The sequence below is a fragment of the Pseudomonas sp. LB3P14 genome, from assembly GCF_054898045.1.
Map to the genome: position 1 here is coordinate 2857495 of NZ_CM142714.1, position 15032 is coordinate 2872526.

15 protein-coding genes are annotated in these 15032 nt (G+C 59.5%); 6 read left to right on the forward strand and 9 right to left on the reverse strand.

Going from position 1 to position 15032, the window contains the following annotated elements; translation table 11 throughout:
* Nucleotides 1-26 precede the first annotated feature (26 nt).
* Nucleotides 27-788 carry an SDR family oxidoreductase gene (locus ACYZT5_RS13260; protein ID WP_462051502.1) on the reverse strand — a complete coding sequence of 254 codons (762 nt, stop codon included), beginning with the start codon at nucleotides 786-788 and terminating at the stop codon, nucleotides 27-29.
* Between the two features lie 255 nt (nucleotides 789-1043).
* Here ACYZT5_RS13260 and ACYZT5_RS13265 point away from each other — a divergent pair, with 255 nt between their 5' ends.
* Together ACYZT5_RS13265 and ACYZT5_RS13270 are read left to right on the forward strand one after the other, a co-directional pair.
* On the forward strand, nucleotides 1044-2642 hold the full coding sequence (locus ACYZT5_RS13265) for a winged helix-turn-helix domain-containing protein (protein WP_462052248.1): 1599 nt from the start codon (nucleotides 1044-1046) through the stop codon (nucleotides 2640-2642).
* A complete protein-coding gene (locus ACYZT5_RS13270) occupies nucleotides 2639-2920 on the forward strand; it encodes a chorismate mutase (RefSeq protein WP_462051503.1) in 282 nt (93 codons plus the stop codon). The genes ACYZT5_RS13265 and ACYZT5_RS13270 overlap by 4 nt, the downstream gene beginning before the upstream one ends.
* A gap of 60 nt (nucleotides 2921-2980) precedes the next feature.
* Here ACYZT5_RS13270 and ACYZT5_RS13275 read toward each other — a convergent pair whose 3' ends face one another.
* Both ACYZT5_RS13275 and ACYZT5_RS13280 read right to left on the reverse strand, forming a co-directional pair.
* Nucleotides 2981-3676 carry a tRNA (adenine(22)-N(1))-methyltransferase gene (locus ACYZT5_RS13275; protein WP_462051504.1) on the reverse strand — a complete coding sequence of 232 codons (696 nt, stop codon included), beginning with the start codon at nucleotides 3674-3676 and terminating at the stop codon, nucleotides 2981-2983.
* 256 nt (nucleotides 3677-3932) lie between these two features.
* A complete protein-coding gene (locus ACYZT5_RS13280; RefSeq protein WP_462051505.1) occupies nucleotides 3933-4169 on the reverse strand; it encodes a hypothetical protein in 237 nt (78 codons plus the stop codon).
* Nucleotides 4170-4254: 85 nt separating this feature from the next.
* On the opposite strand from ACYZT5_RS13280, the gene ACYZT5_RS13285 reads away from it, so the two are divergent.
* Together ACYZT5_RS13285 and ACYZT5_RS13290 are read left to right on the forward strand one after the other, a co-directional pair.
* Nucleotides 4255-4689: a GNAT family N-acetyltransferase gene (locus ACYZT5_RS13285; protein WP_462051506.1), complete on the forward strand. Its 435-nt coding sequence runs from the start codon at nucleotides 4255-4257 to the stop codon at nucleotides 4687-4689.
* Between the two features lie 19 nt (nucleotides 4690-4708).
* Nucleotides 4709-5209 (forward strand): GNAT family N-acetyltransferase, encoded by a 501-nt coding sequence (locus ACYZT5_RS13290; protein ID WP_462052249.1) that lies wholly within the window; start codon nucleotides 4709-4711, stop codon nucleotides 5207-5209.
* Nucleotides 5210-5377: 168 nt separating this feature from the next.
* Here ACYZT5_RS13290 and ACYZT5_RS13295 read toward each other — a convergent pair whose 3' ends face one another.
* Entirely contained in the window at nucleotides 5378-7051 is a 1674-nt protein-coding gene (locus ACYZT5_RS13295; protein ID WP_462051507.1) for a hypothetical protein, read from the reverse strand.
* Nucleotides 7052-7371: 320 nt separating this feature from the next.
* Here ACYZT5_RS13295 and ACYZT5_RS13300 point away from each other — a divergent pair, with 320 nt between their 5' ends.
* Together ACYZT5_RS13300 and ACYZT5_RS13305 are read left to right on the forward strand one after the other, a co-directional pair.
* Nucleotides 7372-7944 carry a chorismate mutase gene (locus ACYZT5_RS13300; protein WP_462051508.1) on the forward strand — a complete coding sequence of 191 codons (573 nt, stop codon included), beginning with the start codon at nucleotides 7372-7374 and terminating at the stop codon, nucleotides 7942-7944.
* Between the two features lie 35 nt (nucleotides 7945-7979).
* Entirely contained in the window at nucleotides 7980-8408 is a 429-nt protein-coding gene (locus ACYZT5_RS13305; RefSeq protein ID WP_462051509.1) for a nuclear transport factor 2 family protein, read from the forward strand.
* A 116-nt stretch (nucleotides 8409-8524) separates the two neighbouring features.
* Here the strand turns inward: ACYZT5_RS13305 and uxuA are convergent, their stop codons facing one another.
* From uxuA to manD, 5 genes are all read right to left on the reverse strand, one after another.
* Nucleotides 8525-9700, reverse strand: coding sequence for a mannonate dehydratase (gene uxuA, locus ACYZT5_RS13310; RefSeq protein WP_462051510.1), 1176 nt, complete (start codon nucleotides 9698-9700; stop codon nucleotides 8525-8527).
* A gap of 1 nt (nucleotide 9701) precedes the next feature.
* Nucleotides 9702-11156, reverse strand: coding sequence for a mannitol dehydrogenase family protein (locus ACYZT5_RS13315; RefSeq protein WP_462051511.1), 1455 nt, complete (start codon nucleotides 11154-11156; stop codon nucleotides 9702-9704).
* Nucleotides 11157-11169: 13 nt separating this feature from the next.
* The gene (locus ACYZT5_RS13320; protein WP_462051512.1) at nucleotides 11170-12462 is read right to left on the reverse strand and encodes an MFS transporter; all 1293 of its coding nucleotides are present in this window, start codon (nucleotides 12460-12462) and stop codon (nucleotides 11170-11172) included.
* A 90-nt stretch (nucleotides 12463-12552) separates the two neighbouring features.
* Nucleotides 12553-13584, reverse strand: a complete 1032-nt coding sequence (locus tag ACYZT5_RS13325; RefSeq protein WP_462051513.1) for a Zn-dependent oxidoreductase — start codon at nucleotides 13582-13584, stop codon at nucleotides 12553-12555.
* Between the two features lie 98 nt (nucleotides 13585-13682).
* Nucleotides 13683-14894, reverse strand: a complete 1212-nt coding sequence (gene manD, locus ACYZT5_RS13330) for a D-mannonate dehydratase ManD (RefSeq protein WP_462051514.1) — start codon at nucleotides 14892-14894, stop codon at nucleotides 13683-13685.
* Nucleotides 14895-15032: the final 138 nt, after the last annotated feature.

Sequence of the window (15032 nt, forward strand, 5' to 3'; positions counted from 1 at the left end):
GCTTTCCTGATGTGTCCATGGGAGGCTCAGCGCCCCGCTGGGGCCGTCGCCTGACCGAGCCAGCCCTCGAAGCGGATCGTGCCCAGGCGCGAGTCCTTGCCGGGGGTCAGCGATTGATCGTCGAGCACGTCGCCGAAGTAGCGCGCGTGCACGTCCGGCACAACCTTGCGGTTGTCCTGAGTTGCGCGCAGAAAGCGCCTGACCAGTTCGTCGAGCGGCATGGCCTCGGGACCGGCGACTTCGACCGTGCCATTGACCGGCGTTTCGAGCGTGACATCGGCGAGTGCCGCCACCACATCGTCGGACGCCATCGGCTGGATCAGCGCCGGCGACAGGTGAATCTCCTCGCCGACGGTGGCCGACTGCGCGATGCCGCCGACAAACTCGAAGAACTGCGTCGCACGCAGGATGGTGTAAGGCATGCCGGACGCCTTGATGAGGTTTTCTTGCGCGACCTTGGCCCGGAAATAGCCGTTCTCGGGAAGCCGTTCGCTACCGACGACCGACAGGGCAACGTGATGGCGGACGCCGGCGGCCGCTTCGGCAGCCAACAGGTTTCGGCCCGATGTTTCGAAGAAGTCGAGGACGGCCTGGTCTTCCCACGACGGCGCGTTCGCCACGTCGACGACGATATCGGCGCCATCCATCGCTTCGGCCAGGCCCTCGCGGGTGATGCTGTTGACGCCCGTGCTGGGGGAGGCTGCGAGCACGTCATGGCCGTGCTCGCGGAGGTTCTTCACAAGTTTTGATCCGATGAGGCCGGTGCCTCCGATGACGACGATCTTCATGGGCTCTCTCCGTTTCTCGACGGCAACCATTGCTGTCGATGTGGAGAGAGAGTGCCCATGCGCGTGAGGGAAGTCCTTGTGCCGATCTTGAGTTTGTCTTCGGGGAAGCTTGGTTTTTCGTCCAAAGCAGCAGCTGTGCGACGGGCTCCCATGCTGGACGGTGCAGAGGGTTACGCGCTGCCGTATTATCGGCACCACGTACCAATCGCCAGCTCGGACACGGAGTCGAGGGCGCTCGACCAGGGGATGTTCACCTTGCCATTCGTGTTTGAAGACTACGTGCTCGATCAGGAGCGCCGGGAACTGACCTTGCGCGGGCAAGTCGTGTCCGTCGGACCACAGGTCTTCGACCTATTGCTGCAGCTCGTCAGCAATCCCGATCGCGTCATCAGCAAGGACGACCTGCTCAAAGCGGTGTGGAACGGCCGGATCGTCTCGGAATCGACGATCACCAGCCACATCAATGCGGTTCGCAAGGCCATCGGTGATACGGGCGAGGAGCAGCGCCTGGTTCGCACGGTTGCCCGTAAGGGCTACCGCTTCGTGGGCGAGATCAAGGTCGACAAGATCGGCGAAGCGCAACAGCCTGACCGGCCAGGCATTGGCGAACCCGCGCCCGTTGACCCGAAGCCAACGCCTCCCGCCGCGCTCGTTCTGCCGGACAAACCCTCCATTACCGTCTTGCCCTTCCACAACCTGAGCGGCGATCCGGAGCAGGAATATTTCGCCGACGGCATGGTGGAGGACATCATCGCGGCCCTGTCGCGAATCCGCTGGCTGTTCGTCATCGCGCGCAATTCGAGCTTCACCTACAAGGGCCGGGCGGTGGACGTCAAGGGCGTCGGCCAGGAGCTCGGCGTGCGCTACGTGCTCGAAGGTAGCGTGCGTAAATCGGGGAACAAGGTACGCATCACTGGGCAGCTCATCGATGCGACGAGCGGGACGCATATCTGGGCGGAGCGCTTCGAAGGCCTGCTCGACGACATCTTCGAGCTGCAGGATCAAATTGCCGAAAGCGTCGTCGGTGCCATCGCGCCGCAGCTGGAACGGGCGGAAATCGAGCGCGCCAAGCGCAAACCGACGGAAAGCCTGGACGCCTACGACTATTACCTGCGCGGCATGGCGAAACTGCACAGCGGCACCCGGGAAGCCATTGAGGTGGCGCTGCCATTGTTCTACAAGGCCATCGAACTCGACCCGGAGTTTGCATCGGCCTATGGCATGGCAGCCTGGTGCCATTTCTGGCGCAAGTTGAATGGCTGGATGACCGATCGGACTCAAGAGATCGCCGAAGGCGTGAGGCTTGCGCGTCTGGCGGTGGCACTCGGCCGGGATGATGCCGTGGCACTGACGCGAGGCGGACATGCACTTGCCCATCTCGCCGGCGATGTCGATGGCGGCATTGCCCTGCTCGACAGGGCACGTCTACTCAATCCCAATCTCGCCCCCGCCTGGTTCCTGGGCGGTATCCTGCGCGCACTGCGCGGTGAAACAGACGAAGCGATTGAGCATTTGGCCCATGCCGTTCGCTTAAGTCCGCTGGATCCGGAAATGTTCCGAATGCAGGTTGGAACGGCGCTCGCGTATTTCTTCGCCGGGCGCTTCGACGCCGCTTCGGCCTGGGCGGAGAAGGCGCTGGGGAACCTGCCCACGCTCCTGCCCTCGGTTGCCCTGATGGCGGCCAGTCATGCGCTCACCGGGCAAATGGACAAAGCAAAACAGGCGATACAGCGCCTGCACGAGCTGGAACCATCGTTGCGCATCTCCAACCTGAAGGACTGGCTGCCCATCCAACGGCCCGAGGATCTCGCGCGGTTCGCGGATGGACTGCGGCTGGCCGGGTTGCCCGAGTGACCGCGGTCAATTGCAAACGCAAGATCGATGCCCTGGATCGAGCGGTTATCAAGTTGTTAGGAAGGCGTTTTCAATACGTACTTGCTGCTTCGAAGTTCAAGACCTCTGCTGCCTCGGTACGTGCTTTGGAACGATTCAATACCATGCTGATGACACGTCGCGATTGGGCCGAGGAAGTAGGCCTGAGCCCGGATGTAATCGAAAAAATGTTCCGTGACCTGGTGAACCACTTCATTGCCGAAGAGATGAGACACTGGGCAACTCAACAATCTGAATGAGTCGCCTCGGGTTTCGTGCGCACTTCCGACAGGTGGCTTTTGGGTCGCCCTGGACCGGGCTCAAGCCAGCAGCTCGGTGATCCACTGGGCCTGCCGGGCGATGTCTTGCACCTTCTCCTCGGGCACGGCCTGCCGCGCCCGGGCGAAGTGGGTCAGGGTCTTCTGCTTCTCACGCAGTATGCGCTGCCACTTGACCAAGAACGCCGGGCTGCGTGCCTGCATCTGCAGCGGGCCGAAGTACAGTTCCTCGGCGGTGTACATCACAGGCCCGGCGCGCTCGGCGACGATGATTTCGTAGTCGAAGCGGTTTTCCCGCAGCACTTCCTCGCAGAGGATGCGGTAGCCATTTACCATCAGCCATTGGCGCAGTGGCTGCTCGCCGCCGTTGGGCTGCAGGATCAGGCGCTCCTGGCCGCTCAGATGCGCCTTGCCGCTGTCGAGGATGTCGCGGATCGTCTCGCCGCCCATGCCGCAGATACTGATCGCCGTGATCCCGTCTCCTGGCTCGATCGCCGCCAGGCCATTGGCCAGGCGCACGGTAATCCACTGGTCCAGGCCATTCTCACGCACGGTGCGTTCGGCCGAGCGAAACGGCGTCAATGCCACCTCGCCGGCCACCGCCGCCGCGATGGCGCCACGGCGCATCAACGCCACCGGCAGGTAGCCGTGATCCGAACCGATATCGGCCAGGCGCGCATCCGCTGGCACATACGCCGCCACGCGCTCCAGGCGCATGGACAATGTCTGTTCGTTCAACTGCAGTTCCTTTTGATCACGAATGTCCGGCACCTTTGGCCAGATCGGGGCGCGATTCTGTCGAGCAACGCCGTGCATTTCAAATTTATGCGACCAGGGCCATGGCTCAACCCGTATCTACCGCTCGCGTATCGGCCCAAAGCGGACCCTGGTTATGGGCCGCTTCTGGCCGACCATTGCGGCGACAGGCAACAATCGGCCAGAAGCAGTGGTTCAAATCTGCCGAGGCGCGCGTTGCTGATTGCTGCACCTGGCATCAACTGGGTTGATCGACAACCTTAATCTGCGTCAGCCCTACCCGCTCAGCCTGCTCTAAAATCTCCTCCGGCGTCGCGTCCGCAGTGGGCATGATCAGGCTGTTTTCTCCATCCCCAAAATGCAGCTGTAGCAGGTGCATCGCCGCCTCATGGACGGGCAGCTGAGGCTGCTTGAGCTCGAACATGTGTGCGCGAGGTTCGCCGTTGAACAGGTATTCCAGTGTGTAGTTGCGCATGGTGGGATCCTCGTAATGGGAGCAACATCCAAGCTGCTTCTGCTAGTCTGCTGGGCCAGACAGTTATCAAAGCCAGGCTCAATCAATGTTCAACATCCGTGTCATGACCATGGACGATTACGATGCGGTCATCGACCTCATGAGGCGTACCCCAGGCGTTTCCTTGCGTGATGCCGACTCTCGTGAATCGACCTCGAAATATTTAGAGCGAAATCCCGGAATGAGCTTCGTTGCTGAGGTCGGAGCCGTTCTCTGCGGTTGCATCATGTGTGGACACGACGGCCGCAGAGGATATTTGCAGCATTTGGTTGTCCTTCCTCAGTATCGGCGGCAAGGCATAGCCAATGCGTTGGTAGAGCGCTGTCTTTCGAGTCTCGAGAAACACGGAATACTTAAATGTCATCTCGACGTGTTCAAGACCAATGTCACAGCGGCTAACTATTGGCACAGCCAAGGTTGGCAGCTCAGGTCTGATATCGATCGGTATTCGTTTACCCGATCGGATAATGAAAACGTATGACCGAGCGACCGGCATACTTATGAAACCCGTCAGAATTCGTACCCTACACAGTAATGATGCTGAGGCGTTGCTGACATTTGAACTGGACAATCGCGAATGGTTCGAGCGCTACATTGACGCGCGCGGTTCTGCTTTTTACTCGGTGCAGGGCGTCACCGACCACATTGCGGCTTATTTATCTGATTTTGCCGCCGCAACCTGGCACCCATTTGTCATCGAAGATCCTGACGGAAAAATAGTGGGTCGAGCGAACCTGAAAGGCATCGACATGTCCGAGCGGTCGGCAGAAGTCGGCTATCGGATTGCTCAAAGCGCTTGCGGACGGGGACTGGCAACGCTGGCGGTGAGGCATCTGATCCAGGAGGCGCAGTTGCATTGGAACCTTAAACAACTGGTTGCCAACGTATACGCTGGAAATATCGGCTCGGCAAAAGTACTCAAACGGTGTGGCTTCTTGATCGAACATCTATCTCGGCAAGAAGGGACAGTGCACGAATATCGGTTTGGCCTTTCGATTTAGATGAGTGAATGATTGGCCAATACGAATCGTCCAGGTTCGGTCAGAAGGGGCGCTTGATACCGGCTCAAGTTTGCGCAGCGGCCAGGCCGCGTCGCGGCGTAGTAGTTAGCATGCATTTCCACAATGCGGCCGAATCGTCAATTGAGGCGGGGCCGTACCTGCCGGGCATTACTCGCAACAACGTTTTCCAACCCGACAAAAACACGATGCCGTGATTTCCACATCAGCCCGGGCCATCGCCAGATCAAGTCGCGTCTGGGCAGCGGCTGCTTCGGCGTCCCGCCCCAGTCGTTTCAGGCATTCCACATAACCGTGCAGGCTCCACACATTGTCCAGATGCCAGGACGCACGGCTGAGTGTGTTGTCCAGCCCCAGATCGGCCCGATAGGCCTGCAAGGCTTCTTCTACCCTGCCCTGCTCCAGAAGCAGCGCGCCCAGCGCATGCCTGACCGGTTGCATCCAGCCCCATGGCTCGTCATAGGGCAAGTTATCGTCCAGCCATAGCGCCTGGCGCAAGTGGGTAAAAGCGCTGTCGTAGTTACCTTTGCGGTACTCGATTTCCCCGCGCAGCATGGCGCCGGCAACCGCCAGAATGTCGGTGCAGGTGTTGTTGAAGAGGTAGCGTGTTTCCGGCACTCGGGTCAGGGCATTCAGGAAGAGATGCTGTTCGGCTTCCGCAGCGGCTATATACCCGCAGGCCGCGTGCGCCACGCCTCTGGCGTAATGCAGCATCGCCGTGGTCACGCAGTACAGTGCCTGGTCGTTCGGCAGCGGAGTGGCGAGTATGTCCTGCCATTTGCCGAAGCGAATCTGCACGTGCACCTTCATCGACACGAAACCTTCCAGCCAGTCGGCCATGGGCGGCTGTTCCACGCGCAGCAGTTCTTCCTTGATGGTCGAGATGAGTTGATCGGCGGCTTCGAGGGCCGGTTGGTACTGCCCGAGGAACATCGCCGAATAGAGTTTGAAGTGATAGTTGTGGCTTCGGTACAGGGTGTAGAAGTTGAGTGGCCCTTCCCGTTCCAGGTATTTGCTGTCGGCCAGGATCGCCCGACTATTGGTGACCATGGCCCCACGGTAATCACCACAGAGCACGTCGATGTGCGACGGCATATGGCGCAAATGCCCGGCGTCCGGCACCAGGTCACGCAGGACATCGCCGGCTCGCAATGCCCGCTCCGGATAGGGCGACATTTCCAGGGTGTGGACGTACATGTGCAGCACGCCCGGGTGCGGCGCATCGCCGTGCTGCTCCATCCGCCGCAGTGCCTGTTCCAGCACGGCCACGGCTTCAAGCGTGTCAGCCCCCTGCGCCGGCTCACCGGTTTTCAGGTCCCACAATTGCCAGGGTGTGCGGTCGATCATCGCTTCGGCAAACAGCGCTGAGACGTCGGGATCTTCGGGAAAGGCTTTGTAGACATCGCGCATGGACGCCGCGTAGGCATCGTTCCAGGTGAAGAGTTGCTCAAGGCTGGTCGCCTGATCGGCCTGGTAGCGTTGCTCCAGAGCGCGGATCAGCGCTTGCTCCACCGGTGTTGCTCCATCGAGATGCGCCAGCGCGGCTTGCGTTGCCAGTCGGGCCTGGGCCACGACCTCTTTCAACTCCTGTTCGATGAAAGCATCCCAGCGCTTGTTGTAGTTGGGCCCCGAGGCGTAGGCGATGCCCCAGTAGGCCATGGCGCAATCGCAGTCGTGTTCGATCGCCTTGTGGAAACAACGTATGGATTCGTCGTGGTTGTAGCCGTAGCACCATAACAATCCACGATCAAACCAGCGCTGGGCCTGGGACGAGTGGGTCGTCACCGGACGGCTGTAGGTGCCCAAATCGTAATAGTCATGCATCGGTTTATCCTCTCGACCAGAGTATGGAATCTCGCAGGAAATCCTTGCGGACCTGGAGAGCCTCGACAGTCTAAGAGGTCCAGCATACCCCCGCGGTTCTGGCTGAGCGGTACAGCCGACGATAGGAGGATCATTGCCGGCGTCTGATCAAATACCTCGCTGCATAAATGACTAGCTTTACCGCAGTACTCAATGAAAAGCCCGGCCTGCAAAGCCGGGCTTTTTCGTGCACAAAATAAATCAATCCCCACTTAATGCCTCTGCCACACCTGTGATACATAACACCTGATTGTAAGTCCCGTACCCAATGAGGTTTGCCGATGCCCCGTTCCCCACGCTTACCGCAACTGCTGACCTGCGCCATCCTCGGTTTACTCGCCTGCAGCGCACAAGCCAGCGCGCCCTCCCCGGCGCCCGATAGCTTGCAACCGCTGCTGGTGACGTTGAACGAGCGCCTGAGCATCGGTGATCTCGTGGCGCTGACCAAGTGGGACAGTGGCAAACCGATCCAGGACAGTGACCGGGAAGCGCAAGTCATCGCCAACGCCAGGAAGATGGCCGTTGAGCGCAAACTGGACCCGGACGACGTGGCCGAATTGATCGCGGCACAGATAGAAGCCAGCAAGCTGGTGCAGTACGGACTGCTCGCTCATTGGCGAGCGGCTGGCAAGGCGCCTGACACGCCAAGGCCGGACCTCGTCAATCAAATCCGGCCACAGCTGGATGAGCTGCAAAACCGCCTGTTGCAGCAATACGCTGACTTCGCGCCCTATCGCAATGACCCGGAATGCGCGAACTGGCTGGCCAAGGCACGATCCGGCCTGATCAAGGACAGTCTGCATGGTCAAGCACTGATACGCGCCACCGGGGAGCTGTGTGTCGCTGATCGATGAGCGTTTGCAAAACAACAAAAATACAGGAGTTGAAAATGTCTGAACTGAAACTGCATCCCAACGCCGCAGAATCCCTGAAACAATGGCACAACATGATCAGCAAGGGTGACTTGAGCGCTTTGCCCGGTTTGTTGGACCCACAGGCGATATTCCGCTCCCCAATGGCTCACACGCCTTACCCGGGTGCGGCCGTGGTATCGATGATTCTCAACACGGTCATCGAGGTATTTGAGGATTTCGTCTACCACCGGGAACTGTCGACGGCAGACGGGTTGAACGTCGTCCTGGAATTCAGCGCCAACGTCGGCGGAAAAGAGTTGAAGGGAATCGACATGATCCGGTTCAACGAACAAGGAAAAATCGTTGAGTTTGAGGTGATGGTCCGTCCCTTGAGTGGCTTGCAAGCCTTGGGCGAGCAAATGGGACAACGCCTTGGCGCTTACCTGGCGGCCAGCAAAGCCTGATGACATTACCTCGCCTTGGGCGGGGTGCTGCAGGTGGCCGACAGGAAGTCCGGCCACCTCGTTTTTATCCACAACTATCGACCAGAAGCAGTCGGCGGCTATGACCGAAAATCTTATTAGCTGCGCAGTTGTCGCACGGCTAACTCGACGCCCCTTATTTCAGCGAGCCCCTTGAGGCGACCTATCAAGGAGTAGCCGGGATTGCTTTTGCGCTGCTGATCATCAAGCAATTGATGCCCGTGATCCGGACGCAATGGCAAACGTGGGCCTCCTTCGCGTTCACGCCTGTACTCCTCTTCGACCAAGGCACCGATCACGCCAACCATATCGACATCCCCGTCCAGATGATGGGCTTCATGAAAGCTGCGCGGATCGGCTTCGCGGCGGGTTGAACGCAGGTGGGTGAAGTAGATGAACGGCGCAAAACGCTTGGCCATCGCCACTAGATCGTTGTCCTCGCGCACACCGTAGGAGCCGGTACAGAATGTCAGGCCATTGGCTGGACTTGGCGCAGCATCCAGCAACCATTGTGCGTCATCGGCGGTGGAGAGAATTCGCGGCAGGCCAAGCAACGCGCGAGGCGGGTCGTCCGGGTGAATCGCCATGCGCACACCGGCTGCTTCGGCGACCGGAATCACCGCACGCAAAAAGTACCCCAGATGCTCACGCAGCCGGGCTTCATCGATGTCGGCGTAGGTACGCAGCAAGGCACGAAAGTCATCCAGGCTGTAGTGTTCTTCGGCGCCCGGTAAGCCAGCAATCAAGGTGTTGACCAACGCATCGCTCTGGGACGGCGTCAGTTGCTCGAAATAGGCCTTGGCCTGCTGGATATCGTCGGCGCTGTATTCGTCTTGCGCATCAGGGCGCTGCAGGATGAACAGGTCGAACGCAGCGAACGCGGTTTGATCGAAACGCAGCGCCCAGCCGCCATCTTCGAGTTCCCAGGCGAGATCCGTGCGGGTCCAGTCCAGAATTGGCATGAAGTTGTAGCAGACGATATCGATACCGCAGGCCGCCAGGTTGCGCAGGCTTTGCTGATAGTTGGCGATGTACTCATCGCGCTGGCCACAACCACGCTTGATGTCTTCATGGACCGGGATGCTTTCAACCACCGACCAGGTCAGACCAGCGGCTTCGATCAACTGCTTGCGCGTCGCGATAGCCTCCACCGGCCAAACCTGGCCATTGGGAATGTCGTGCAGGGCAGTGACAATGCCCGTCGCACCGGTTTGTCGGATGTCTGCCAGAGAGATCGGGTCCTTCGGGCCAAACCAACGCCAGGTATGTTCCATGTCATTTTCCTTCTTGGGTATCGTGTTCTGGAAAGGTTTTCAGAATGCTTCGAATACCGTCGCGACCGAGGGCGCCGTAAGCATGTTGCACGGCGTCACGGAATTGGCCGCGGTCAGATAAGGCCGTGGGAAAGACTTCGGCCAGGTCGAGAAAGGCATCCACCCATTGCGCACCTTGCAGTCGTGCAGTTAGATCGACGAACGTCGCGCTCAAGGGATCGTCGATCACTGGCGGTTGTGCGCAATAGTGAATCCACGCCGCGACACCCAGTGCCGTACAGGCAATGCTGCGACCATCGTCAAGCAACTGTTGCGCGCCGAGCAGCCAGCGCTGAGGTATTTTCTGCGAGCCATCCATGGCGATCTGTCGCAGGCGATGTTGCAGGCTGTCATTGGCAAAGCGAGCGCAGAGTTCGCGGGCATACATCGTAAGGTCGATACCTTCTGGCATGTCCAGAGTGGGAGCCGCCTCATCGGCCATGTAGCGATGGATGAGACGTGCGAGATCGGCGTCGCCGATCGCCTCGAACACCGATTCATGGCCGGCCAGCGAACCGATGTAGGCCAGCAACGAATGGCTACCATTGAGCATGCGCAGCTTCATGGTCTCGAAGGGCCGGACGTCGCGAACCATCTTCACGCCCTCCTCTTCCCAATCCGGACGCCCGAGCGGGAAGTGATCCTCGATAACCCATTGGCTGAAGCTTTCACACACCACCGCCGCGCGGTCCTGACAGTCGAGCTGTTCGTCCAGTCGAGTGAACGCGGCTGCGTCCATCGCGGGAACGATCCGATCGACCATACAGCCGGGAAACGCTACGTGCTCGTCGATCCATTTCGCCAACTGCGGATCCTGTGCCGCAGCCAATGCACTGACGGCCTGTCGTGTTCGCGAGCCGTTGTCCGGCATGTTGTCGCAGCACAGCACCGTGAACGCCGGAATGCCTTCGGCGTGTCGGCGGCGCAGAGCTTCCAGGACAATGCCAGGGGCTGTGCGTGGTGCTTGAGGGTGAGCGATATCATGGGCAATAGCGGGATCTTCAACGCGCAATTCCCCGGTGGTCGGGCTCAGGTAATAACCTTTTTCGGTGACAGTCAGGGTCACGATCCGCGTTTGTGGCGCGGCCATGCGCTGCAATAGAAGTGCAAGTTCATCGCCGCCATCACCCACGTACAAAACCTCGCGCAACACGGTGATTTCGCGCAGAACCACCTGCTCGCGGTCGCGATATTCCGCCACATGGTAGCGACCGTCCTGCTTGCGCAATTGATCGACCAGTGTGTGATTGGACCGAAGGTTGGCGCTGCACAGCCCCCAGTCGCCGCCGCCGTGGCGGGCCAGGTTACGTTGCAAGTAGACCGCCTGATGGGCGCGGTGAAACGCCCCCAGGCCAAGATGCACGATACCGATCTCAGGTGCCGGACTTGCTGAAGGAATACGCTGAATAACAGACATTGGCGCTCTCCTTCTAGGGATGATTCAAAGCCGGACGCGGCTGAACGCTATCCGCCGGCGACGCGGGCACATCGGCCACCGCCAGTGGCTTGACATAGCGTGCCACACACACCGCACCGATGACGGTCAGTAGGCCCGCCAACAGAAAGGCACTGGTGAACGAGCCGGTGAACTGGACGATAAACCCGGTCAAGGTCGGCCCGATAATGCCCGACGTATTGGCGAGAAAATGCATGAAGCCGCTAACCCCACCGACGCGAGCGGCAGGTACGGTGTCCTGAATGATTGCCCAGTAAATAGCGCCGGTGAGGTAGAGGAAGAACACCGCCAGGGCCACCAGGATGACCGCCGGATACAGCGTTTTCACCACGCCGGCGAAACCGATGCAGCCTGCGCAAGCGAGCAGGCAGGTCACCAGCACCACCTTGCGCGAGAACATCATCCGTCCGGTTTTCTTGAAGACGAAGTCGGAGATGAAGCCACCCAGGGCCAGGCCAAGGAAACCCAGCAACCAGGGAATGACCGTGGCAATGCTCATGTCTTTGACGTTCAGGCCGTGAGCCATGGTCAGGTAGCTGGGGAACCAGGTCAGAAAGAAGAACAGCGTGTAGTTATAGGAAAAAAACGCCAGCGAGGTGAACAGCACCGTGGGTTGTCTGAGGTAGTAGCGCAGCGGTTGAACAGCTTGCGCAGCCATCTCGCTCTCGCCCTCTGCCTGCAGAATGTCCTCGGCTGCCTTGCCTTGCGGCTTATCCTTGACGAATTTGAACCACACCGCCGCCCAGATCAGGCCAATCACCATGATGATGATGAAGGAGACTTTCCAGCCGTAACTGACCGCGATAAAACCGACCACAGGCCCGGAAATCGCGCCGCCCAATGGCGTCCCGGACATCGAAGCGCCTAGCGCCCGTGCCCTTCGCTTGGGTGTGTACCAGTTGTTGACCATCTTGCTGGTAGTGACACTCAGCGGGCCCTCACCCATGCCGAACAGTATTCGGATGAACACCAGTGAGGCGAAGCCGATCGTCAATACCGTCAGACCGCTGAACAGCGACCAGAGCACCATCGCCAGCAGCAGCGTGGTTTTTGCTCCGTAACGATCGGCAGCCCAACCACCGATGAAATTGAACACCGCATAGCCGACGAAAAAGCTACTGAAGATCATCCCCATTTCACCCGTACTCAGACCGTAGTCCTTCTGGATGAAGGGGGCCGCCACGGACAATGCCGAGCGATCCAGGTAATTAATGACGCCCGCCAGGAACAGCATGATGATGACTACGCTACGACCTTGTCCAAACATTGGAACCTCCCGCTTTTTGTGTTTATTCGGTGAGGGTGCCCATCCAGGGGCACGATAAAACCGGCGGGCCGTGAAGGCGCCGCGCTGTTCTCAGTCAAGTGCGCTTGTCAGCTCCACCAATACCTTTCGGGTGTGCTCGGGATGGTTCTCGATCATCTCGATGGCCGCGGGCATCTCGTCGAACGTGACGCGATGGCTGATCAGGTCCTGGACCTGCAATTTGCCGCTGGCGATCAGTTCGATCACCCGTGGGAATTTGCGGTTATTGAGGCGCGAGCCGACCAGCGTCAACTCCTTCTTGATCACTTCCAGCTGCACCAGATCACTCGGTGTTGCATTGAAACCGAGCAGCCCGATGCGTCCCGCTGGCGAGGCCAGACGTACCATTTGCGGCATCAACGCAGGAATACAGGCGGCATCGACGATCAGCGGCACACCTTCACCCTGGGTGAGTTCGCGCATCTTCGCCTCGACATCCAGCTCCTTGCCGTTGAGGGTAAGGCTCGCGCCCAAGGCCCGCGCAGTGTCGAGCCGGGCATCGATGACATCGGTGACGGTAATGTCAGTCAGCCCCAGCGCCCGAGCCATTTGCACAAGGGTCAGACCGATGACGCCGGCACCGTAGATCAACAGGCTGTCGCCGGGATGCGGTTGCATGCGATCGAGCACATTCAGGGCGATGGAATAAGGCTCCACCAGCGCCGCGTGGCTCAGCGACATCGAGTCAGGCAAGCGGTGGGCATTGGTGGCCGGTACACAGACCTGCTCACTGAAGCCGCCGTCTCGATGCACGCCGATCACCTGCAGTTGCGTGCAGACATTGGGACGATTGATCCGGCAGGGATAGCAGGTGCCACAACTGATCACCGGGTCGATACACACCCGGTCGCCGACCTGCAGATGCTCGACCCCCTCACCTATCTGCCGGACAACACCGGAAAACTCATGACCGGTCACGCGGGGGAATCGCACGAATGCGTTCTGCCCATGGATGATGTGCATGTCTGAGCCGCAAATGCCGGCGTAGGCCACGTCGACCTTGACCTCACCGGGAGCAACCAGCGGCATGTCAACCTGGGCCAGGCCGAATTCGAAGGGTGCTCTTACCTGGAAAGCTTTCATCAGATAACTCCTGTCAGGACGCGACGCCCCGTTTCTTGTATTTGTAGTTATTGAGCAGTTGAACAGCTGAACCGTGGTGGAGAACTTCAGAGCAGCGCTTACCAATGCCAGAGCGTGCCATCCTGAAGACGGTTGACCGGCAGGCTGGCGCGTTTGTAGGGGTATTTCGCGGCCAGGCCTTCATCGATGTCGACGCCATGCCCTGGCGCATCACCAGGCGTGAAATGGCCATCCTCGAAGCGATAGGCATGGGGAAAGACTTCGTCGGTGCGCTCGTCGTGAGGCATGTGTTCCTGGATACCGAAATTCGGCACCCACGTATCGAAATGCAGCGCAGCGCCCATCGTCACTGGCGACAGGTCGGTCGCGCCATGGAAACCCGTGCGCACCTGGTACAGCGCCGCAAAGTCGGCAATACGCCGCACGTGAGTGATACCGCCGGCGTGCACCAGCGTCGCGCGGATGTAGTCAATCAACTGTTCCTGGATCAGCTCGCGACAGTCATGAATGGAGTTGAACACCTCCCCGACTGCCAACGGTGTGGTGGTGTGCTGACGGATCAGGCGAAAGGCTTCCTGATTCTCGGCCGGCGTACAGTCTTCGAGCCAGAACAGGTTGAACGGCTCCACCGCCTTACCCAGGCGCCCCGCTTCGATCGGCGTCAGGCGATGGTGGACGTCGTGCAGGATATGCAGGTCGTCACCAAATCGATCGCGTACGGCAGCAAACAGTTTGGGCACGTAGTTGAGGTACTTGGCGGTGTCCCAGACATGCTCGGCGGGCAGGTCGCTGTCGGCCGGTTCATAACGCTCGCCGCTGCGCTTGGCGACGCCGTAGGTGGTGGCAATGCCGGGAATACCGCATTGCACGCGCACGGCCTTGTAACCCAGTTCGACATGGCGGGCGACTTCGTCCAGGCAACCTTCGATGTCCTTGCCGGTGGCATGTCCGTAGACCATGACCCGTTCGCGGCTCTTGCCGCCCAACAGTTGGTACAACGGCATGTTCGCGGCCTTGGCCTTGATATCCCAGAGCGCTACGTCCACTGCGGCGATGGCGGTCATGGTCACCGGGCCACGGCGCCAGTACGCCCCGCGGTACAGGTATTGCCAGATGTCTTCGATACAGTGCGCATCGCGACCGATCAGCGCCGGAAGAACGTGTTCCTCAAGGTAGGCGACCACTGCCATTTCACGGCCATTCAAGGTCGCATCGCCGATGCCGTAAATCCCTTCATCGGTGACGATCTTCAAGGTGATCAGGTTTCGGCCTGGGCAGGTGACGATAACGCGGGCTTCACGGATTTTCATAACGACGTGCCTTTGGTTTTTATTCGAATGAGTCGCAAGGCTTGGACACAGACACGATCTCGTCGTGTTCCGCACCACCTTCCGTCACTTTTAAAACGGCGTTTCATTTTCTGTTGAGGGTCGAGTCTAATCAGATTT

Bases quoted from the DNA above. Each gene is read 5' to 3' on its own strand.
- ACYZT5_RS13290 (WP_462052249.1), top strand. From the start codon at position 4,709: ATGAAACCCGTCAGAATTCGTACCCTACACAGTAATGATGCTGAGGCG.
- ACYZT5_RS13300 (WP_462051508.1), top strand. From the start codon at position 7,372: ATGCCCCGTTCCCCACGCTTACCGCAACTGCTGACCTGCGCCATCCTC.
- ACYZT5_RS13320 (WP_462051512.1), bottom strand. From the start codon at position 12,462: ATGTTTGGACAAGGTCGTAGCGTAGTCATCATCATGCTGTTCCTGGCG.
- ACYZT5_RS13315 (WP_462051511.1), bottom strand. From the start codon at position 11,156: ATGTCTGTTATTCAGCGTATTCCTTCAGCAAGTCCGGCACCTGAGATC.
- ACYZT5_RS13285 (WP_462051506.1), top strand. From the start codon at position 4,255: ATGTTCAACATCCGTGTCATGACCATGGACGATTACGATGCGGTCATC.
- ACYZT5_RS13260 (WP_462051502.1), bottom strand. From the start codon at position 788: ATGAAGATCGTCGTCATCGGAGGCACCGGCCTCATCGGATCAAAACTT.
- uxuA (WP_462051510.1), bottom strand. From the start codon at position 9,700: ATGGAACATACCTGGCGTTGGTTTGGCCCGAAGGACCCGATCTCTCTG.
- ACYZT5_RS13325 (WP_462051513.1), bottom strand. From the start codon at position 13,584: ATGAAAGCTTTCCAGGTAAGAGCACCCTTCGAATTCGGCCTGGCCCAG.
- ACYZT5_RS13305 (WP_462051509.1), top strand. From the start codon at position 7,980: ATGTCTGAACTGAAACTGCATCCCAACGCCGCAGAATCCCTGAAACAA.
- ACYZT5_RS13295 (WP_462051507.1), bottom strand. From the start codon at position 7,051: ATGCATGACTATTACGATTTGGGCACCTACAGCCGTCCGGTGACGACC.
- manD (WP_462051514.1), bottom strand. From the start codon at position 14,894: ATGAAAATCCGTGAAGCCCGCGTTATCGTCACCTGCCCAGGCCGAAAC.
- ACYZT5_RS13280 (WP_462051505.1), bottom strand. From the start codon at position 4,169: ATGCGCAACTACACACTGGAATACCTGTTCAACGGCGAACCTCGCGCA.